This window comes from Saccharopolyspora oryzae, from assembly GCF_027853915.1.
In the GTDB taxonomy this organism is placed as follows: domain Bacteria; phylum Actinomycetota; class Actinomycetes; order Mycobacteriales; family Pseudonocardiaceae; genus Saccharopolyspora; species Saccharopolyspora oryzae.
On the sequence record NZ_JAQGLA010000006.1, the window covers coordinates 156,537 to 176,762 of the forward strand.

20 protein-coding genes are annotated in these 20,226 nt (G+C 69.5%); 8 read left to right on the top strand and 12 right to left on the bottom strand.

The features are described from left to right. The first annotated feature begins 6 nt into the window (after positions 1–6). From OU415_RS06565 to OU415_RS06575, 3 genes are all read left to right on the top strand, one after another. Positions 7–1,260: a DUF6986 family protein gene (locus tag OU415_RS06565; protein ID WP_270947670.1), complete on the top strand. Its 1,254-nt coding sequence runs from the start codon at positions 7–9 to the stop codon at positions 1,258–1,260. Between the two features lie 242 nt (positions 1,261–1,502). Then, positions 1,503–2,429 (top strand): carbon-nitrogen hydrolase family protein, encoded by a 927-nt coding sequence (locus OU415_RS06570; RefSeq protein WP_270947671.1) that lies wholly within the window; start codon positions 1,503–1,505, stop codon positions 2,427–2,429. Between the two features lie 157 nt (positions 2,430–2,586). After that, positions 2,587–2,916, top strand: a complete 330-nt coding sequence (locus OU415_RS06575; RefSeq protein WP_270947672.1) for a hypothetical protein — start codon at positions 2,587–2,589, stop codon at positions 2,914–2,916. A 146-nt stretch (positions 2,917–3,062) separates the two neighbouring features. On the opposite strand, the gene OU415_RS06580 is transcribed toward OU415_RS06575, so the two are convergent. From OU415_RS06580 to OU415_RS06620, 9 genes are all read right to left on the bottom strand, one after another. Then, the gene (locus OU415_RS06580; protein WP_270947673.1) at positions 3,063–3,974 is read right to left on the bottom strand and encodes a serine/threonine-protein kinase; all 912 of its coding nucleotides are present in this window, start codon (positions 3,972–3,974) and stop codon (positions 3,063–3,065) included. A 15-nt stretch (positions 3,975–3,989) separates the two neighbouring features. After that, complete coding sequence (locus OU415_RS06585; protein ID WP_270947674.1) at positions 3,990–4,214, bottom strand: hypothetical protein; 225 nt, start codon at positions 4,212–4,214, stop codon at positions 3,990–3,992. 204 nt (positions 4,215–4,418) lie between these two features. Beyond that, entirely contained in the window at positions 4,419–5,480 is a 1,062-nt protein-coding gene (locus tag OU415_RS06590) for a S8 family serine peptidase (RefSeq protein WP_270947675.1), read from the bottom strand. Between the two features lie 189 nt (positions 5,481–5,669). Further along, entirely contained in the window at positions 5,670–7,151 is a 1,482-nt protein-coding gene (locus tag OU415_RS06595) for a nucleobase:cation symporter-2 family protein (protein WP_270947676.1), read from the bottom strand. Between the two features lie 291 nt (positions 7,152–7,442). Further along, positions 7,443–8,333: a factor-independent urate hydroxylase gene (pucL, locus tag OU415_RS06600; protein ID WP_270947677.1), complete on the bottom strand. Its 891-nt coding sequence runs from the start codon at positions 8,331–8,333 to the stop codon at positions 7,443–7,445. A gap of 7 nt (positions 8,334–8,340) precedes the next feature. Continuing rightward, a complete protein-coding gene (gene uraH / locus OU415_RS06605) occupies positions 8,341–8,676 on the bottom strand; it encodes a hydroxyisourate hydrolase (protein WP_270947678.1) in 336 nt (111 codons plus the stop codon). Further along, positions 8,673–9,176 (bottom strand): 2-oxo-4-hydroxy-4-carboxy-5-ureidoimidazoline decarboxylase, encoded by a 504-nt coding sequence (uraD, locus tag OU415_RS06610; protein ID WP_270947679.1) that lies wholly within the window; start codon positions 9,174–9,176, stop codon positions 8,673–8,675. Before uraD ends, uraH begins: the two co-directional genes overlap by 4 nt. A 461-nt stretch (positions 9,177–9,637) precedes the next feature. After that, complete coding sequence (locus OU415_RS06615; protein WP_408641809.1) at positions 9,638–10,003, bottom strand: helix-turn-helix domain-containing protein; 366 nt, start codon at positions 10,001–10,003, stop codon at positions 9,638–9,640. Between the two features lie 10 nt (positions 10,004–10,013). Then, positions 10,014–10,271: a thiamine-binding protein gene (locus OU415_RS06620; protein ID WP_270947680.1), complete on the bottom strand. Its 258-nt coding sequence runs from the start codon at positions 10,269–10,271 to the stop codon at positions 10,014–10,016. Positions 10,272–10,480: 209 nt separating this feature from the next. Here OU415_RS06620 and OU415_RS06625 point away from each other — a divergent pair, with 209 nt between their 5' ends. From OU415_RS06625 to OU415_RS06640, 4 genes are all read left to right on the top strand, one after another. Next, complete coding sequence (locus OU415_RS06625) at positions 10,481–11,281, top strand: hydroxypyruvate isomerase family protein (protein WP_270947681.1); 801 nt, start codon at positions 10,481–10,483, stop codon at positions 11,279–11,281. Positions 11,282–11,299: 18 nt separating this feature from the next. After that, positions 11,300–12,178: a 2-hydroxy-3-oxopropionate reductase gene (locus tag OU415_RS06630; protein WP_270947682.1), complete on the top strand. Its 879-nt coding sequence runs from the start codon at positions 11,300–11,302 to the stop codon at positions 12,176–12,178. A 278-nt stretch (positions 12,179–12,456) separates the two neighbouring features. Next, a complete protein-coding gene (gcl, locus tag OU415_RS06635; RefSeq protein ID WP_270947683.1) occupies positions 12,457–14,160 on the top strand; it encodes a glyoxylate carboligase in 1,704 nt (567 codons plus the stop codon). Between the two features lie 271 nt (positions 14,161–14,431). Further along, the gene (locus OU415_RS06640; RefSeq protein ID WP_270947684.1) at positions 14,432–15,553 is read left to right on the top strand and encodes a glycerate kinase; all 1,122 of its coding nucleotides are present in this window, start codon (positions 14,432–14,434) and stop codon (positions 15,551–15,553) included. 12 nt (positions 15,554–15,565) lie between these two features. Here the strand turns inward: OU415_RS06640 and OU415_RS06645 are convergent, their stop codons facing one another. Next, the gene (locus OU415_RS06645; RefSeq protein ID WP_270947685.1) at positions 15,566–16,213 is read right to left on the bottom strand and encodes a GntR family transcriptional regulator; all 648 of its coding nucleotides are present in this window, start codon (positions 16,211–16,213) and stop codon (positions 15,566–15,568) included. A 125-nt stretch (positions 16,214–16,338) separates the two neighbouring features. Next, complete coding sequence (locus OU415_RS06650) at positions 16,339–17,637, bottom strand: MFS transporter (RefSeq protein ID WP_270947686.1); 1,299 nt, start codon at positions 17,635–17,637, stop codon at positions 16,339–16,341. A 332-nt stretch (positions 17,638–17,969) separates the two neighbouring features. On the opposite strand from OU415_RS06650, the gene allB reads away from it, so the two are divergent. Then, positions 17,970–19,325 carry an allantoinase AllB gene (gene allB, locus OU415_RS06655; protein ID WP_270947687.1) on the top strand — a complete coding sequence of 452 codons (1,356 nt, stop codon included), beginning with the start codon at positions 17,970–17,972 and terminating at the stop codon, positions 19,323–19,325. 452 nt (positions 19,326–19,777) lie between these two features. Here allB and OU415_RS06660 read toward each other — a convergent pair whose 3' ends face one another. Then, positions 19,778–20,104 carry a hypothetical protein gene (locus OU415_RS06660; protein WP_270947688.1) on the bottom strand — a complete coding sequence of 109 codons (327 nt, stop codon included), beginning with the start codon at positions 20,102–20,104 and terminating at the stop codon, positions 19,778–19,780. Between the last annotated feature and the right edge of the window lie 122 nt (positions 20,105–20,226).

The following is a 20,226-nucleotide window of genomic DNA, read 5'->3' on the forward strand; positions in this document are numbered from 1 at the left end:
GCGCAAGTGGCCAGAACCTCGCTGGAAACCGCCGAGGTCAACCGCAGGCTCGACCGGCTTTCCGCCGTGGACGAGCACATCGCCGGCGCCTATCCGGGTGCGCGGGCGGTTCGGCAGCCGGTGCACACCTGCTACGTGCCGGCGAACAAGGTCGACGCCGACACGGTGCGGCAGTGGGAGCAGGAGGCGCTGGCCGCGCTCGACCGGGATGCGGCTCGGCCCGAGGACCTGGTCGAGATCCTCGGCATGGACCCCGAGATCGCCCGCGCCGTGCACCCGCGGCTGCGCGCCAAGCTGCAGAACTCCCCGCTGGAGGACCTGCGCATCGACTTCGAGGACGGCTACGGCAACCCCGGTGACGAGGCCGAGGACGCCGAGGCCGTGCGCACCGCCGGGGTGCTCGCCGACTGGCTGCGCGAGGGCGCTGCCCCGGCGAACTTCGGGTTGCGGGTGAAGTCCTTCGACACCCCGCAGCTGCGCGCTCGTTCGGTGCGCACGCTGGACGTCTTCCTCACCGCGCTGCTCGAGAAGCACGGCGGTCTGCCCGACGGGTTCGTGCTGACCTTCCCGAAGGTCGTCGACGTCGCGCAGGTCGAGGTGTTCGTCGAGTTCCTGGGCCTGTTCGAGCAGCAGCTGGGTCTGCCGGAGCGCGCGCTGCGCTTCGAGATCCAGGTGGAGACCACGCAGTCCATTGTGGACTCAGAGGGGCGTCTCGCGCTGCCGCGCTTCCTCCGCGCGGGCGCGGGCCGGGTGACCGGCCTGCACTTCGGCACCTACGACTACACCGCCAGCTGCGGCCTGACCGCCGCCCACCAGCACCTCGCGCACCGCGCCTGCGACTTCGCGCGCCACGTGATGCAGGTGTCGGCTGCGGGCACCGGGGTGTTCCTCTCCGACGGTTCGACGAACGTCCTGCCGGTCGGCGACCAGGTCCACCACGGCTGGCGCACCCACTACGACCTCACCCGCCGTTCCCTCGAACACGGCTTCTACCAGGGCTGGGACCTCCACCCGGCCCAGCTGGTGACCCGCTACGCGGCGGTCTTCGCGGCCTTCCGCGACTCCGCCCCGGCGGAGGCCAAGCGCCTGTCGGCGTACGCGTCGGCCAGCGGCGGAGCGGTCCTCGACGAGCCGGCCACGGCCCGCGCCCTGGCGGCTTCGTTCGTCCGAGCCCTCGACAACGGCGGCATCGACGCGGCGGAGGTCGAACAGCTGACCGGTCTCCCCGAGGCCGAGATCCGCAAGCTCGGCCGCCTCTGACAGACGTGAGTGCGCAGCAGTGTTCCAGCACTGCTGCGCACTCACGACCGTCTACGCCGCGGTGAGGTTGTTCGCCACCGGCCAGCGTGCGCATGGATTTCTCAGTGGTAGCGCGGAAATCCGTGCCAGTTTCTCTCCATTCGCGTTAGCTGCCCCGAGTTCCACGGCCAGAGGCCAGCGCGTCGATCACCCGCGAGGTAATGCACTGGACCGGGTTGGCGTGCGGGCGGATCATGACCGGCATGGCCGTGATGCGAGTGGGGACCTGCCAGTTTCCGGTGAGCGCGGACATCCGGGGCAACTCCCGGTACATCGCGCGGCAGCTGCGCGTGGCGAAGCAGCGGGGAGCGGATGTCGCCCACTTCCCGGAAGGGGCGCTGTCCGGATACGCGGGAGTGGACTTCGACGGCTTCGACGGGTTCGACTGGGAGCTGCTGCGGTCGGCCACCACCGAGCTGATGGGCCTGGCCCGCGAACTGGGGATCTGGCTGGTGCTCGGATCCGCGCACCAGCTCGGCGCGGATTGCAAACCGCACAACAGCCTCTACGTGATCGACGCGGGCGGCGAGCTCGTCGACCGCTACGACAAGCGCTTCTGCGCCGGGCCCCCGGACGGGAGTTCCGGCGATCTCGCGCACTACAGCCCGGGCGACCACCTCAGCACCTGGGAGATCGGCGGGATCCGGTGCGGTGCGCTCATCTGCCACGACTACCGCTACCCCGAGCTGTACCGGGAGTACCGGAAGCTGGGAGTGCAGCTGGTGTTCCACTCGTACCACGCGGGCAACGTCCCGGCGGAGCGGCTGGCGATGATCGAGTCCGCCGTCGGACCGGAGTTCCAGCGGTTCAACCAGGCGGCAACGCTCACCTACCCGGGCATCACGATGCCGGCTGCGATGACGGCGGCAGCGGCGAGCAACCACGTGTGGATCAGCTGCCCGAACTCGTCGGCACCGGAGAGCATGTGGCCGGCGTTCTTCGTGCGCGCGGACGGCGTCACCGTCGGACGTGCACGCCGGAACGCACCCGGCGTTCTGGTGACGACCGTGGACACCGAGGCCGACGTCTACGACTCGACCGCTGCCTGGCGGGACCGGGCCATCGCCGGCGTCTTGCACAGCGGTACTCCGGTCGAGGACGAGCGGTCGCGGAACCGCACGTCGCTCTGATCGGCTTCTGCGAAGCCGAATTCCACATTCTCGGCCTGGGCTCGTGAGCGGTGAGGCCGGTCTTCGCGTCACCTTTTCCGGCTGCTGCGCGACGGTGGGGGTGGATTCGTACTAGCGTCGGGGTGGTCGGAAATCTTCGTCGCGTTGGGGGTTGGGCATGGCTGAGAACGAGCACGTCGACGTCGTCGGGCTGCTCGCCGATCGGTTGGGCAAGCACCAGGTCTTCGGCGAGCCCGTGCAGCAGGGGGACACCACTCTGGTGCCGGTGGCCAACATCCGGATCGGGGGTGGGCGCCGCGGCCGTCGGGACGACGACGGGCGGGGCGTCGGCGTGGTCGCGCGACCGGCCGGGGCCTTCTCGATCTCGGGTGACGGATCGGTGTGCTGGCATCCGGCGGTCAGCGTGAACCGCATCGTCTCGGGCGGGCAGTTCGCCCTGGCCGCCGCGCTGATCGTCACCGCCATCGCGTTCCGCCGTCGCCGCTGAGCCGTCGCCGTTGAGCCGTCGATCCGCAAATTCCATTGAAATTGGACCTTCGATTTCAATGGAATTTTGACTCTCCGGTGACTGGACTCGGTGACTGGACTCGGTGACCGGACTCGGTGACCGGACCCGGTGACCGAGTCCGGTGGTCAGGCGACGGCTGTGCGGGGGTCTGCGCCGGACCAGGTGATCAGGTCGGTCGCCACTTCTTCGATCGTGGGGCGGGAGTTCGGGTCCGGGGCGAGGCAGGCGTCGATGGTGCGGGACAGCGCTGCGGGGAGGCGTCGGTGGGTGCGCAGCGGTGCTGCCGTGCGGTCGCGTTGCGGGTAGTAGCGGGTTCCGTTGCTGTTCTGCTCGCGGTGCGAGACGTCCGCCCACGGGGTGGTGCCGGAGAGGGCTTCGTACAGCGTGATGCCCAGGCCCCAGGTGTCTGCCGCCGGAGTCATCGCCTCGCCCTTGGCCTGCTCGGGGGAGAGGTAGTCGAAGGTGCCCGCTGAGCTGCGTTCGCCGATGCGGCAGCTCAGGCTCAGGTCGAGCAGCACCGCGCGGCCGCCGACCTCGACGATGTTGGACGGTTTGACGTCGAGGTGCACCCAGCCCCGGCGGTGCAGGTAGGCCAGCACCGAGCACAGCTGGATGCCCAGCACCGCGGCGTCGACCGGGCGCAGCCTGCCGTGCTCGTCGATCAGGTAGCTCAGCGTGTGACCGGGCAGGGTTTCGGTGATCACCGCTGGTCGCGAGGGCTCTTCGGTCCGGACGATCTCGTAGCCGCGCACCAGGTGCGGGTGCGTGAACTGGGTCAGCAGCACGCCCTCGTTGCGCAGCCATCCCACCGCGCGCTGGTCCTCGGCCCGCTCCGGCCGGACGGTCTTGGCGACGCAGCGGCAGGACCGCTCTTCGCTCCAGACGTCGTAGACGTCGAGGCGGTTGCCGCGGCGCAGGTGGTCGACGACCCGGTAGCCGGGCGCGAGGAGCTCACCCGGGGCCAGCGGTGCTTCGCCCGGTCCCCAGCTGTGGTCCGGTTCGCCGTAGTAGTAAGAGCTCAACGCGTCGATCAGCACCGCCGGCTACCGCGATCAGCTGTGGCTGCGGCGCCGGTAGTGACCGCCGCTGCTGCTGCGGCGACGCCGGTGGTGGTCGTTGCTGCTGTCGTAGCGACGACGATGATCGTCGCTGCTGTCGTACCGCCGGCGGCGGTGTCCGTCGCTGCTGTCGTAGCGGCGGCGGTGCCCGCTGCCGGAGTGGTCGCGGCTGTGGTGCTTGGCCGGGGACACCATCTTGAACAGCTTGGAGAGGTCCATCGCTCCCACGCTCCTGGATAGCTCGACGGCCGCGCACCGGAACGCGGTCCCTGTGATCATTGTCCAGAGATTTCCGCTTGCGGTCGAGGAGTTTTAGCCGAGCGGGTAGGAGGGCGTGAAAATCGTTGGTGCTATTAGCCGTTGGTGGTAGGGGAACGGGCCGTCCACGTCGCGGAGCGAGGTGGACGGCCCGTTCGCACCAGGTCACATGGGCTGCGCGACGGCGGCCGCGGCGTCGACGACGCCGTAGCCGTACAGCGGCGTGAACACCCCGCGAGCGCCCAGGATCGGCGTGCGGGCCGACTTCATCAGCGCCTGCTCGATGCTGTCGGCGTTGCGGCCCTGCGCGCCGAGCAGCGCGGCGACGCCCGCGACCTGCGGGGCGGCCATGGACGTTCCGGCGAGCGAGTCGTAGTCGCCCTGACCGCACTCCGCCGAGCCCGTGCCGCGCGGGACCGCGGACCAGACGTCGCCGTCGCAGCCGTTCAGCGACGAACCACCCGGCGCGGCAACGGCTTTCATGTCCGACTTCAGGGTGAGGTTGGAGTACACCGAGTGCAGTTCGGCCGAGTCGGTGGCGGCGACGCACAGCGCGCCCGCCTCCCAGGACGGGGTGTCGCACAGCGGCGCGGTCTCGTTGCCCGCGGAGGCCACCACGACCACGCCCTTCTCGCGCGCGTAGGCGATGGCGTCCTTGGTCTCGGCGCCCTGGCCGAGCAGCGTCAGCAGCTGGGTGCCGGGTTGGGCGCCGAGGCTGAGGTTGATCACGTTCGCGCCGTGGTCGGTCGCCCAGCGGATGCCCGCGCCGATCTCCTCGAAGCTGCCGGAACCGTTCTCCAGCGCCTTGACCGGCATGATTCGCGCATCCGGCGCGACGCCGGCGATGCCGACGCCGTTGTTCGCGGCGGCGGCCGCGATGCCCGCGACGTGCGTGCCGTGCACGTCGGAGGCCTGCCCGACGCCGTCCACGCCGCGCCAGTCGCCGTTGCCGCACGGCGCCGGTCGGTCGCCGCAGGCGGCGAAGGTCGCGCCGGGGACCAGCTTCGACGCCAGCTCGGGGTGCCCGAGGTCGACGCCGGTGTCCACCACGGCGATGATCTGACCGGCCCCGGTGCTGGTGGACCAGGCCTCCGGCGCGCGGAGCTGCGCGAGTCCCCACTGCTTCTCGCTGAGCGGATCACCGGCTTGCTGCGCGGTGGCGGTGGTTTGGGTGGCCAGCATCGCCATCCCGGCCAGTGCGGCGGTCATCAGTGCCCGAACCCGCATCGCGTCTCCCAACTTCGGCGCATAGTTGCGCCTGATCAACGAGTCCGCTGCGGGCCCGATTCGACCGCCGGGGAAGAACCTCCGTTCGCCGCAGCAGGTTCGGATGATCGGAGCACGGATGAACTACCCGAAACCCGCAAGAAGGGCACCTCCGAGTTCAGCTCGGAGGTGCCCTTCAGCGGTGGGACGTCAGTGCAGGGTTTCGGACGAGGAGGAGTCCTTCAGCGTCTGGCGGGGCTCCGGGACGGGGCTCTCGCCCGGTGCGGTCGCGATCACCGCGACGGTGTCACCGCCGACGGTTCCGCCGGTTTCCTCCGGCTTCTTGCGCCAGGCGTTGAACAGCAGGTTCAGCAGCAGGGCCGCGATGCAGCCGGTGCTGATGCCCGAGTCGAGCACGGTGCGCAGCGCCGACGGGAAGTGCTCGTAGAACTGCGGCGCGACCACCGGGATCAGGCCGATGCCCAGCGCGCCGGCCACGATCAGCGAGTTGAACGGGTCGCTGAGGTCGGACTTGCTCAGCGTGCGGATGCCGCTGGTGGCCACCGAACCGAACAGCACCAGCGCGGCGCCGCCCAGAACCGGTTGCGGCACGAGGGAGACGACCGCGCCGACGACCGGGAACAGGCCCAGCAGCACCAGCACGCCACCGGCCGTCGCGACCACGTACCGGCTGCGGACCCGGGTCAGCGCCACCAGGCCGATGTTCTGCGCGAAGGCGCTGCAGGTGAAGCCGCCGAACACGGCGCTGAGCGCACTGCCCGCGCCGTCCGCGCGCAGACCCGCGGCGATCGTCTTCTCGTCCGCCGGCCGGTCCACGATCTCGCCCAGCGCGACCATGTCCGCGGTGGTCTCCATCATCGCCACCAGCATCACGATGCAGATCGAGATGGTCGCGGTCAGGTCGAACATCGGCGCGCCCAGCGCGAACGGGGTGGGCAGGTTGAACACCGGTGCCGAGTCGAACGTGGTGGTGTTGATCATGCCCAGCGGCCAGGCGATCAGCGTGCCCACCACCAGGCCGATGAGCAGCGCGATCCGGTTCCAGAAGCCCTTCAGGAAGCGGTTGAACAGCAGCACCAGGGCGAAGGTCGCCGCGCCGAGCGCGATCTTCTGCGGGGCGGCGTAGTCCGGGGCGTCCGGGTTGGTCCCGGCGATCCACTTGATGCCCACCGGCATCAGCGCCAGACCGATGAGCGTGATCACGGTTCCGTTGACCACGGGCGGGAAGAACCGCACCATGCGGGAGAAGTAGGGGGCGATCAGGAAGGCCAGCAGGCCTGCGATCAGCACCGAACCGTAGATCACCGACAGCGACTGCTGCTGTCCCTGCTGCGCGACGATGGCCAGCATCGGCGCGACCGAACCGAACGTGACGCCGTTGACGAACGGCAGCCGGGCACCGATCTTCCAGATCCCCAGCGATTGCAGCATGGTGGCGATGCCAGCGGTGAACAGGCTCGCCCCGATGAGCAAGGTCATCTGCGTCGGCGGCAGGCCCATGGCCTCGCCGACGATCAGCGGTGGTGCCACCACACCCGCGTACATCGCGGCGATGTGCTGGATGCCGAACGCCATCATGCGCACGGGCGGCATCACCTCGTCCACCGGGTGGACGTCGGTGGTTCTTCCGTTCCGGGAGCCGCGGTTGCGGCGGGTCTTGAAGAGGGCCATGGGTGACTCCTGGGCCGCAGGGTCAGATCAGGTCACTATCACTGCCGGGGTTCTTCTGCTCGTTTCGGGAAGATCAAATTTCGTTCCACAGTGGACCTGTGGGGTTTCCGGGCTGTTGCCCGAAGTCCGGATAGCAGCGAGGGCCACCAGGAAATGTCTCCCTCCGGTGGCCCCTAGGTCCAGGATCGGCGGTGATCCTCGAAAAGCCGACTCCTCGCTGCCGGAGGAGCCCGTGGTGCGGTGTGCGGGGCTTCCGCCGGGAACGCCCTCGTTCCCGGCGGAAGCGCTCGATCAGAACTGCGGGAGGCTGTACCAGGCCTGCGGCGCGTCCTCGACGTCGTCGCGCTTGACGACACCCTCGATCAGGCCGTACGGGCGGTCCGCGGCGAAGAACACCTCGTTGTTGTTCTCCAGGCCGCAGTACTCCAGGTCGACCAGGAAGTGGTGCTTGTTCGGCAGCGACAGCCGGACCTCGGCCACCTCCGGGTGCTTCTCCATGGCAGCCTTGCCCATCTCGTAAAGGCTCTGCTGCAGCGCCAGGCTGTGCGTGGTGGCGAAGGCCTCCAGCATGGTGGCGCGGATCGACTCGAAGCTCTTGCCCCAGTCCACGTCGGTGTGCAGGTAGCGCCAGCGGGCGGTCACCGCGGTGGCCAGGATCCGGTCGTTGGTCTCGGCCAGCGTCGTGTACTTGTCCTTGGGGTAGCCCCAGAACTCGGAGCCAGTGGACTTGAGCACGATCAGGTCCTTGAGCCCGGACACCACGTGCGCCTGGTCGCCGTCGATGGTCACCGCGGTGGTGCGCTTCTCGTCGGTCGAGCGGGCGAAGGAGTGGTCGTGGCCGGTGCCGCCGACGGGGATGCGCTCCCAGCTGTACTCGTCGATGAGGATGCGAGCGCCGTTGATCCCGTCCGCGGTGCCGACGAAGTGCCGGCCCAGCCGCAGCGCGAAGTCCTCGATCTCGCCGATCGGCGCTTCCTTGGCGAAGGCGTAGACCGTGTTCTTCTGGGTGTCGGTGGGCAGCACGTTGCTGTTGTCACCGGTGAGGTGCGCGCCGTCGAGGTCGCCGCGGAGCGAGGAGCTGACGTTGAGGTCCTTGATGGTGTGGCGCGCGTGGTCCCGGTTGACCGAAACGATGCGGACCTCGGCCTTGCCGTACTGGTTGGGACCCAAGACGATGCCCATGGGGTGATCAGCTCCCTCGGTAGGTGGAGTAGGCGAACGGGCTCAGCAGAATCGGAACGTGGTAGTGCTGCTCCGGATCGGTGATCCGGAAGGTGATCTGGACCTGCGGGTAGAACGACGCAGTGCCCTGGGCTTCGAAGTAGGCGCCGGTGTCGAAGGTGAGCCGGTAGTCCCCGGCCTCGAGCCGCTCCGGGCCGAGGTCCTTGATCCGGCCGTCGTCGTCGGTCCGCCCGTCGGCGAGCGCCTCCCACTCGGCGCCCTTGGCTGCCTCCAGCCGGATCGCGACGTCGACCGCGGGCTTGCCCCGGGCGGCGTCGAGAACGTGGGTGGTGACGGCACTCATCCTTCGATCACCTTCGCCAATCTCAAACGTGCGATCTTGCGGAGTTCGTCCTCGACGATCCGCAGCTCGGTTTCCGGCTCGTTGTCCAAGCGGGAGTGCAGGATTTCCAGCAGCTCCGCGCCGCTGCGACCGCTGGCGCAGACCAGGTAGACGTGCCCGAACCGCCGCTCGTACTCCTCGTTGCCCTCCCGCAGCGCGCGGGCCAGCTCCGCGTCGTCGCCGACGCCGGCCTGCTCGTTGCGGGAGAAGTTCGACGAGGTGTCCGAACCCTTCGGCCGGTCGCCGATGCGCGGGTGCGCGGCGAGCGCCTGGTCGATCTCCTCGCGGGTCAGCGAGGGGGCGGCGGCTTCGGCCGCCCGGTAGATCGCGTCGGCGTCGGCGAACGGGCGCCGGTCGGCGATGTCGGCGGCCCAGCGCGGGATGTCCAGGCAGGCGAGGAGCTGCTCGACGAGTTCCGCGCGGGGCAGGCCGTTGAGCCGGTCCTGGGTGGTTGTTGACATCGCAAACTCTCACAGGATGTGTGCGGCCCCGGAAGGTTTTCCGGGGGAGCGGAGGCGGCGGACGGGGGTCCGAGCATGCCTGGGCTGTGGTGCGGTTGCTGGTCGAGCTCCGGTGCGGCAAAAGCTACGACTGAGCTGAACAAGTGTCAACACTTTGTTGAAAAATCCTGGTCGAGGGTTGTGCGACCGGCACAAGAAAGCCCCTCTTGCCTCGAGTGCAAGAGGGGCCCGGTGGGGATGCGTCCAGTGCCTGTCGGCGTAGCCGTCCGCGCTTGTGGAAGCGGCGCCAGCCGCTTGGGCCACCTACGCAGAAGGACCACCTGCGGGTTCTGAGAGGTTTCCTGGCGAGGACGGCCCCTCCGTCGTGTATTGGGCATACATCAGGAGGGGGACCCGCAGTCCAGGGAAGCTCTCAGGTTCCGCTAGGCGACCACCTGAGCAACGCAACCACTGACTGGCTCTCAGTTGCGGTCGGTCTGGTCGCGGTTCAGGTAGTTGTAGACCGTGAAGCGGCTGACGCCGAGCGCTTTGGCCACGGTTTCGACGGACTTGCGCATGGTGAACGCGCCGCGCTCTTCGAGGAGCCGGACGGCCCGCTGCTTGTCCGGGCGCGGCAGGTCGGGCAGGTGGCCGCCCAGTTCGGTCTCGACCGCGCGGATGATCCGGTCCAGGGCGCTGGTCAGCTCCTCGCCGGGCAGCCGCACGGCGACCGCCGGCGCACCTTCCCAGTACAGGACGACGTCGCCGGGCTGGCGCTGGTCCGCGGGTACGGCGGTGCCGCCGATGTGATCCAGCAGCGGGGCGATCGCGTTGGCGAGCGGATGCACGCTGACCAGCCTAAACCTGATCGTCTTCGGTGCCGTCGACGGTCACCTGCAGAGTGATCCGATTCGCACCGGTGTTCAGCACGGTCTCGACCACCCGGGCCAGCGCGGGCAGCAGCGTCTCCCGGTCGCCGGTGATCGACGTGCCCAGCGGACCGAAGTCGGGCTCCAGTCCGGCGGCGCGCAGGCAGTCGCGCGCGGCCACGGCGTGCGCCGGCGGCTCGCCTTCGCCTTCGAAGGGTTCGGTGGTGAATTCAGCTCGCAACATCATCGGCGGAACCTCCCTGCTCGCACCGTAGTCGTCCTGGGGCGCGCGCGGTTTTCGGCTCTGCGTAGCGCAGTTGGCGACCGGCGGGTAACTCGGGGGGAGTCGTTGCGCGGCTTGCGAGATACCGCTAATCTATCGCTGTACGAAACAAGACTTCCGCATCATGAAATTTCAGATGCGAGATCTCCGAATCTTCTCCCGAGGGGGTGCCCATGGATCCGAACCGGTACGAGGTCAACCTCTCGATCCTGTTCACCGAACTGGACGTGCTGGACCGACCCGCGGCGGCCAAGGCGGCCGGTTTCGACGCGGTCGAGTTCTGGTGGCCGTTCGCGGAGGCCGTGCCCGCCGACCGCGACGTGGACCGGTTCGTGCAGGCGATCGAGGACGCCGGGGTTTCCCTGGTCGGCCTGAACTTCTTCGCCGGCGACATGCCCGCGGGTGACCGCGGCGTGCTGTCCAACCCCGACCGGGCCGGCGAGTTCGCCGACAACGTCGACGTCGTCGTCGGCATCGGCGAGCGCCTCGGCTGCCGCGCCTTCAACGCCCTGTACGGCAACCGGATCGACGGCGTCGACCCGGCCGCGCAGGACCAGGTCGCCACCGAGAGCCTGGTGCGCGCCTCCAAGGGCGTGGCGCGCATCGACGGCACCGTGCTGGTCGAGCCGGTCAGCGGCATGCCTGCCTACCCGCTCAAGACCGCCGACGACGCCATCGCGGTGATCGACCGGGTGCGCGCCGCGGGCGGCGAGGACAACCTGCGCCTGCTGTTCGACATCTACCACCTGGTGGCCAACGGGGACGACTGGAACGCGGCGCTCGACAAGCACGCCGCGGCCATCGGCCACGTGCAAATCGCCGACGCCCCGGGCCGCAACGAGCCGGGCACCGGCGGGATCGACTTCGACAACTTCTTCAACCGGCTCGACGCCGCGGGCTACGGCGGTTACATCGGGCTGGAGTACAAGCCGAGCGGAGCCAGCGCGGACTCCTTCAGCTGGATCAAGCGCTGAGCCAACGGAGGTAACACCATGAGCAAGGTCGCATTCGTCGGGCTCGGGATCATGGGCGGCCCGATGGCTGCCAACCTGGTCAAGGCCGGGCACGAGGTCGTCGGCTACAACCGCAGCCAGGCCAAGATCGACAAGCTGGTCGCCGACGGCGGCAAGGCGGCGGCGAGCGTCGCCGAGGCCGTGCGCGACGCCGAGATCATCTTCACCATGCTGCCGGACTCGCCGGACGTCGAGGCCGTCGTGCTCGGCGAGGACGGCGTGCTGGCCAACGCCAAGTCGGGTGCGCTGCTCATCGACTGCAGCACCATCCGCCCGGACGTCTCGCGGCGGGTGGCCGAAGCCGCCGCGGAGAAGGGCGTTCGCGCCATCGACGCGCCGGTCAGCGGCGGTGAGCCGAAGGCCATCGACGGCACGCTGTCCATCATGGTCGGTGGCGAGGCCGACGCCTTCGCCGCGGCGCAGGACGTCCTGAACGCGGTCGGCACCACGATCGTCCACGTTGGACCGTCCGGTGCCGGGCAGACCGTGAAGGCCGCCAACCAGCTCATCGTGGCGGGCAACATCGGTCTGGTCGCCGAAGCGCTGGTGTTCCTCGAGGCGCACGGCGTGGACACCAAGGCCGGGCTCGAGGTGCTGGGCGGCGGTCTCGCCGGCAGCACCGTGCTCAACGCCAAGGGCGACAAGATGCGCGACCGCGAGTTCGCCCCCGGCTTCCGCCTCGAGCTGCACCACAAGGACATGGGCATCGTGCAGGCCGCCGCGCGCGACGCGGGTCTGACGATCCCGCTGGGCTCGCTGGTGAGCCAGCTGGTCGCGGCAGCGGTCGCCCAGGGCGACGGCAAGCTCGACCACTCCGGTCTGCTCAAGCAGATCACCCAGCTCAACGGCCGCGACTGAAAACCGGTCGTGAGCGCATGAGCCGGTTGGAGCCGGTTTTCGCACTCACGATCCCGAGACCGCGGTGCTGCGCGGGAGATCCCTCGTCTCCTGCGGCAGAACTCCTGCGCAGCACCGCTGTTCCACCTGCAGTCGGTCGACTCGACCGGCACGCCCCACCGGGCGATCTCGAAGAGCAAGACGGTCACGGGTCAGCGGTCCAAGCGCCGCCAAGCAACCAGAACCGCCGACCCGTTCCCAACAAGGTGCGCGCAGCACCCGAGAGGAAGTCTTACACCATGGCCAAAGTCCCTGTCATGCAGGCCGTCGTCGACGTGCTCAAGTCCGAGGGCGTGGACGTCACCTTCGGTTGCCCCGGCGCGGCGATCCTCCCGCTGTACGCGGCGATGGAGGACAGCGGCATCGAGCACCTGATCGTCCGCCACGAAGAGGGCGCCACCCACATGGCCGACGGTTGGGCCCGCACCAACGGCAACGTCGGTGTGGCCATCGGCACCTCCGGTCCGGCCGGCACCAACATGATCACCGGTCTCTACACCGCGATCGCCGACTCCATCCCGATCCTGTGCATCACCGGCCAGGCGGTCTCCAGCAAGCTGCACCAGGAGGCCTTCCAGGCGGTCGACATCGTCGACATCGCCAAGCCGGTCACCAAGTGGGCGGTGCAGGTCAAGGAGGCCGCGCAGGCGCCGTGGATCTTCCGCGAGGCGTTCCGCATCGCGCGCTCCGGCCGCCCCGGCCCGGTGCTGATCGACCTGCCGCTGGACGTGCAGAAGCAGGAGATCGAGTGGGACCCGTCGCTGGACGCCCCGCTGCCGATCGCGGCCGTCGAGCCGCACCTGCCGCGCGTCGAGCGCGCGCTGGACATGCTGCTGGAGGCCGACCGCCCGCTGATCCTCGCCGGTGGCGGTGTCATCCTCGGCGAGGCCCACGAGCAGGTGCAGGAACTGGCCGAGCTGCTCGGCGTCCCGGTGCAGATCACCTTGATGGGCAAGGGTTCCTTCCCGGAGGACCACGAGCTGTTCGCCGGCATGACCGGCATCCAGACCAGCCAGCGCTACGGCAACCAGTCGTTCCTGGAGTCCGACCTGGTGCTGGCGCTGGGCGCCCGCTTCGGCGACCGGCACACCGGTGCCCTGGACACCTACCGCGGTGACCGCAAGTTCATCCACGTCGACATCGAGCCGACCCAGATCGGCAAGGTCTTCGGACCGGACCTGGGCATCGTCTCGGACACCCGGCTGTTCCTGGACGCGCTGATCGACGTCGCCCGCAAGCGGAACGCGAAGAAGGACTACTCCGAGTGGGTCGCCAGGGTCGGCGTGCTCAAGCAGACCCTGACCCGGCCGGACGACTACGACACCGTGCCGATCAAGGCGCCGCGCGTGTACCGGGAGATCAACGAGGTCTTCCCGCCGGAGACGTACTTCGTCACCGCGATCGGCCTCTACCAGATCTGGGGCGGCCAGTTCCAGACCGCGCACCTGCCGCGGCACTACCAGGTGTGCGGCCAGGCCGGTCCGCTCGGCTGGGAGATCCCGGCGGCGATCGGCGTGAAGTCGGCGAAGCCGGACGCCGAGGTCGTCGCGGTGGTCGGCGACTACGGCTTCCAGTTCCTGGTCGAGGAGCTGGCGGTCGCGGCCCAGTACGACGTCCCGTTCGTGATCATCATGCTGAACAACGAGTACCTGGGCCTGATCCGCCAGGCCGAGGGCGACGCGTTCGGCATGAAGACCGAGGTCGACATCCACTACGACGACCACGGCACGGACAACGTCAAGATCATGGAGGCCTACGGCTGCTCGGGTCGCCGGGTCTTCGAGCCGGGCGACATCGCCGACACGATCGAGTGGGCCCGCAAGGAGGCTGTCGCCACCAGCCGCCCGGTCCTGGTCGAGGTGATGATCGAGCGGGAGGCGAACACCGCGCGAGGCATCCGCATCGACGCGATGATCGAGCCGGAGGAAGTGCCGAACGCCTGAGTGAACTCGGGGTGCGGAGGGCGTCGGCCCGCTGGGAACCGGGCCGATCGGTCCTGTCACACACTCGCGCACCCCGTGCGGGGCTTCAGGGCAGCCCTGCGAGAGGGAGCGTTCACCGGAACGCGCGGTGGTGTTCCGGTGAGCGCCTTCCCCACTTCCCGCAGACCGGGTAGTCGGGTGGAATGTCCGACGACCCTCGGTGTTCCCCGCCGTGCACGTGCCGGGCGTCTCGGCGGGGAACACCCAACCCTTTGCACAACAGGAGTTCGCTTTGCCTGGACCCGTCCTGATCGCGCCGGACAAGTTCAAGGGCTCGCTGACCGCGCCGGAGGTGGCCGCAGCGGTGGCCACCGGCCTGCGCCGGGTCCGGCCCGAGGTCGAGGTCCGGTCGGCCCCCGTCGCCGACGGCGGGGACGGCACCGTGCAGGCCGCGGTGGCCGCCGGGTACGTGTCGATCCCGGTCACCGTCTCGGGGCCGGTCGGTGATCCGGTGGACACCGAGATCGCGATCTTCGACGACAAGGCCGTGGTGGAGCTGGCGTCGGCCTCCGGGCTGGCGCTGCTGGACCCCGACGACCTGGCCCCGCTGGCGGCGTCCAGCGAGGGCACCGGCGAAGCGATCCTGGCCGCGCTCGACGCGGGCGCGCGAACTGTGGTGCTCGGCGTCGGTGGCAGTGCTTGCACCGACGGCGGCGCCGGAATGCTCACCGTCCTGGGGGCACGGGTTTTGGACGCTGCGGAGCATCCCCTGCCCCCAGGCGGTGGACCACTGTCGCGAGTCGCCTCGGTGGACCTCTCCGGCCTGGACCCGCGACTGGCCGACACCGAGATCGTCCTCGCGTCCGATGTGGACAACCCGTTGCTCGGCGAGCGCGGCGCGGCCCACGTCTACGGCCCGCAGAAGGGCGCCGACCCCGATCAGGTGCGCTTCTTGGACGAGGCCTTGGCGAACTGGTCCCGCGCCGTGCTCGCGGCCGGCGGCCGCGATGTGGCCGACCAGCCGGGCGCCGGGGCGGCGGGAGGCGTCGGGTACGCGGCGCTCGCCGTCCTCGGCGCCCGGATGCGCCCCGGCGTCGACGTGGTCCTGGAGCTGATCGACTTCGAGCACCAGCTCGAGGGCGCGGGCATGGTGATCATCGGCGAGGGCTCCATCGACGAGCAGACGTTGAACGGCAAGGGCCCGGCCGGAGTGGCGGCCCGAGCCCGCGCGGCGAACGTCCCGGTCGTGGCCATCGCAGGCCGCTCGGAGCTCTCCCCGGAACGACTCCGCGAAGCGGGCGTCGAAGCGGTCTACGCCCTCACCGACATCGAGCCGGACCCCCAGCGCTGCATCCGCGAAGCGGCGACGCTCCTCCCGACCCTCGCCGAGAAGATCGCCGAGCAGCACCTGTAGTTCCGCTGCGCCTCAGGCCTCCGGGAAGAGGAGGTGCCGGGCGACTTCGCGGTTGTGGTTGACGTGGCGGATCGCCTCCGCAGCGGCCCGGTCCGGGTCGCCGGAGGCGATCGCCTCGTAGAGGTGGGTGTGCTCCTCGCACAACGCCTTCGGGTCCTCCACCTGCTGGAACAGCCAGTGCAGGCGGCCCTGCAGCGGCTCCAGCATGCCGGCGAGCAGGTGGTGGTCGGCCAGCTGCACGATCTCGTCGTGGAAGTCCGCGTTCGCCTTGCCCACCGCGGTGAGGTCGTCGTTGCGCAGCGCCTTGTCCGCCCGGTTGAGGTGGCGCTGCAGCGCGCGCAACCCGCGCGCATCGGCCTTGGCGGTGGCCAGTCGGCAGGCCATGCCCTCCAGTGCTTCCCGGACGTCGAAGAGCTCCTCGACGTCGCGCCGGTCCAGCCGGCGCACGATCACCCCGCGCCGGGCGACGTCCTCGACGAAGCCCTCGACGCGCAGCGTGCGCAAGGCCTCCCGCACCGGCACGCGCGAAACGGCCAGCTCCTCGGCGAGCTCGCGCTCCACGATGCGGTCGCCGGGCGCGAAGCGGCCGTCGATGATGCGGTTGCGGATCTCCTCGCACACCTGGTCGCGCAACGGGCGATCGCGCGAACCCAACGGCACCGGCTGGGCCACCTCCGCTCCCTCCTCTGAAAACCAGCTTCAGCCTAGTCGCCCGCCGCGGTGCTCCCGTTGCGCGAGCGGCGATGGTGGCAAGAAGAACCATCGCCGCTCACGCGGGTTCGACGCTATGCGGGCAGGCGCTTGGTGTAGTCGAGCGCGAGCACCGACGCCGTCATGATCAGCCCGGCGCCGATGAAGTAGAGCAGCGCGAACGTGTAGTTCCCGGTGGCGCCGACGATGAACCCGACCAGCATCGGCGTGAGGATCCCGGCGATGTTGCCGCTGAGGTTCATCGCGGCACCGAGCGTCCCGGCGTTCTCCCGGCCGCCCAGCAGCGACGGGACGCTCCACATGAGACCGACCCAGCGCAGGAAGAACAGCACCGTCGACAGCAGCACGACGGCGGCGATCGGATCCGGCACCAGGGTCACGCCGACCAGTCCGGCCACCACGATGACCCCGGCGACGCCCAGCAGGGCGCGCATCACGGTGTTGGCGCTGCGCCCCCGGGCTCGCCACCAGTCGGCGAGCGAGCCGCCGATCAGCTCACCGACGAACCCCGCGCCGAAGATGACGAGGGTGGACCAGCCGATGGTCTTGATGTCGAAGCCCTTGGTCTCGGACAGGTACAGCGGTCCCCAGGTCAGCAGCCCGTAGAACACGCCGTTGAAGCCCAGCCAGGCCAGGCACATCGCCCAGAACGACCGGAACTTCAGGTAGTTCCGCAGCGGGCGCCGACCGGAGTTCCCGGCCGCGGCGTCCTCCTCCTCGTGCGAGGTCTCGATCGCGGTGGCTTCGGCGTCGTTGACGCTCGGGTGCTGGCGCGGGTTGTCGCGGATGTACCACCACGCGGCCACGCCCATCAGCACGGTGACCGCGCCGGCGATGACGAACGCGGGGCGCCAACCGCCGGTCCACGCGATCAGCCCGGCGATCGCGATGCCGCCGATGCCCGCGCCGAGCGGAGCCCCGGCGTCGAGGATCACCGCACCGCGTCCGCGTTCGCGCAGCGGCATCCAGAGCGCGTTCAGCTTGCCGCCGGCAGGCATCACCGGCGCTTCGGTGGCGCCCATCAGGGCGCGCATCCCGATCAGCGCGCCCGGCCCGGGTGCGGTCGCGGTCAGCGCGGTGGCCGCGCCCCAGGCGATGCAGGAGCTGCCGACGACCCGGCGCGGGCCGAACCGGTCGATCAGCCACCCGCTGGGCAGCTGCATGAGCGCGTAGGTCCAGAAGAAGGCGGCCAGCAGCACGCCGGTGACTTCTTCGGAGAGCCCGAATTCCTTCTTGATCATCGGTAGGGCCACCGAGATCGAGCCGCGGTCGACGTAGTTGATCGTCACCACTGCGAGCAGCAGCAGGAAGATCTTCCAACGGACTCGGGTCGGTCTGGTGCGCGTGGTGGTCTTTCCCGGCGCTTGCGTCACGGCGGTCCTCCAGCGTCGCAGGAGAGCTGGTTTTGGGATGCGGTATACCAAACATCGCGCCGGGAGGCCTGTCAATACCTGGGCAAACGCGAATCGGTGGGCGGCAGGATTTCAGCTTTTCCGGGCGTCCGGCGCGAGTCGGCGCTGAATCGATGCTTCGTCGGGGAACACTTGACGTGACAGGGGTTCGAGGGCGAGGATTTCGAGAACCGATAAGTATACTTCACGATGTGAAAGTTGCGTCTTGGCACGCTTCCCGGCCGCGGGGCCTTGACCGGAACCGCCGAAGGTTCAACACTTTGTTGAACAGTTGATTTCAGGAGGTAACCGAGTTGTCCGAGTCAGCCACCGGGTCCTACGACGTCGTGTTCCGCGCGCGGCGCCTCATCGGCCCGAACGGGGAGACGTCCGGCAGCGTCGGCGTGCGCGACGGCCGCATCGCCGCCGTCGAGCCCCTCGACGCCCAGCTCGACGCCGCGCGGACCATCGACCTCGCCGAGGACGAGGTCCTGCTGCCCGGGCTGGTCGACACCCACGTGCACGTCAACGACCCGGGCCGCACCGAGTGGGAGGGCTTCGACACCGCCACCCGCGCCGCGGCCGCCGGCGGCGTCACGACCATCCTCGACATGCCGCTGAACAGCCTCCCGCCGACCATCGACACCGACGCGCTGGAGGTCAAGCGCAAGACCGCGCGCGAGAAGGCGCACATCGACGTCGGCTTCTGGGGCGGCGCGGTGCACGGCAACCTCGCCGAGCTGCGCGGACTGCACGAGGCCGGGGTGTTCGGCTTCAAGTGCTTCCTGCTGCACTCGGGCGTCGACGAGTTCCCGCCGCTGAACCCGGCCGAGCTCGACGAGGCGCTGCGCGAACTGGCCCGCTACGACGCGATGATGATCGTGCACGCCGAGGACTCCGACGCCATCGAGCACGCGCCCACCGCGCACGGCGAGACCTACGGCGACTTCCTGAACTCCCGCCCGCGCGGCGCCGAGAACGTGGCCATCGCGCAGGTCATCGAGCTCGCCCGGCGCATCGGCGGACGCGTGCACATCCTGCACCTGTCCTCCTCGGACGCGCTGCCGATGATCGCCTCCGCGCGCGCCGACGGCGTCAAGGTCACCGTCGAGACCTGCCCGCACTACCTGAGCTTCGGCGCCGAGGAGGTCCCCGACGGCGCCACCCAGTTCAAGTGCTGCCCGCCGATCCGCGAGGCCCGCAACCGCGAGCTGCTGTGGAAGGGCCTGGCCGACGGGATCATCGACTGCGTGGTCAGCGACCACTCGCCGTGCACCCCGGAGCTCAAGCGGTTCGACATCGGCGACTTCGGCGTCGCCTGGGGCGGGGTGTCCAGCCTCCAGCTCGGCCTGTCCGCGGTGTGGACCCAGGCGCGGGTGCGCGGCCACAGCCTCGCCGACGTGGTCGGGTGGATGTCCCGCAAGCCCGCCGAGCTCGCCGGGGTGCACCGCAAGGGCTCCATCGCGGTCGGCCAGGACGCGGACTTCTGCGTGTTCGCCCCGGACGAGGCCTTCGTGGTGGACGTGGACAAGCTGCACCACCGCAACCCGGTCTCGCCGTACAACGGCCGCCCGCTGGCCGGTGTGGTGCGCGAAACCTGGCTCCGCGGCACCAAGATCGTCGGCCCCGACGCGGAAACCACCCCCCAGGGCAAGCTCCTCACCCGCTGACCCTCGCGGGGGTGCAGTTTCAATTGAAACTGCACCCCCACGAGCACGGTTTCCATTGAAACTGTGGTCCCCCGACCCGCAGTTTCAATGGAAACCGCCACCAGAGATCTGCAGTTTCAATTGAAACTGCGACCAGTGGTCCACAGTGGACCGACGTTGCCCTGGCCTCGGGTGCGCCCCGGAGGTGAGGTCCGGGACGTCGGAGGCCCACGACCGGGTGTCCGACACGCCCGAAGTTGTGGACAAGTCGTCCGGTCCGTGGAGAACTTCCGCAATTTCAATGGAAATCGGATGTCCAATTTCCATTGAATTTGCGTCGGGTGCGGTCTGTGACCGCGAAGCACGGCCGGCACCGCGCGGTGAGGGTCGCATGCGCCGCAGGCGCATAGCCCACCCGCGGCGGCACCGTCACGCAAGACGAGGATGGAAAACCTCGACGAAATCGCGGTCGGTCACTTCCGGTGGCCGCGTGCGTCGGGGTTGAGGGCTCGGACCATGTCCACCGCGGCTTGCAGGGACAGGCCCGGGAGCTCCTTGCGGACCTCGCGGACCGCGTGGATCTCGCGCTCCAGCGGGTCGATCCCGGCCTTCGCCAGGACCTCGCGGGTCCAGCGGACCTTGGGGTCCTCGGCGGACGCCGGTTCGTCGAGGAGCCGGAGCGCCAGCTGCAGGCCCGGTACGTCCTCGGCCGAGGCGTTCTCCAGCGCTCGCCGGACGGACTCCCGGCCGTTGTCCAAGTCGTTGAGCACGATCACGTGCGTTTCGCGCTTGCCGAACATCTGACCCCCTCTTTCGCCAACGGTTCACCGGCGATCTTCCCAGGGCACCGGCCACCTGCGGCCCCGAGCGCGGGTGGGCAGCCCCGCGCCACCTCCCACCAGCGCTGACGTACGCTGAGTAA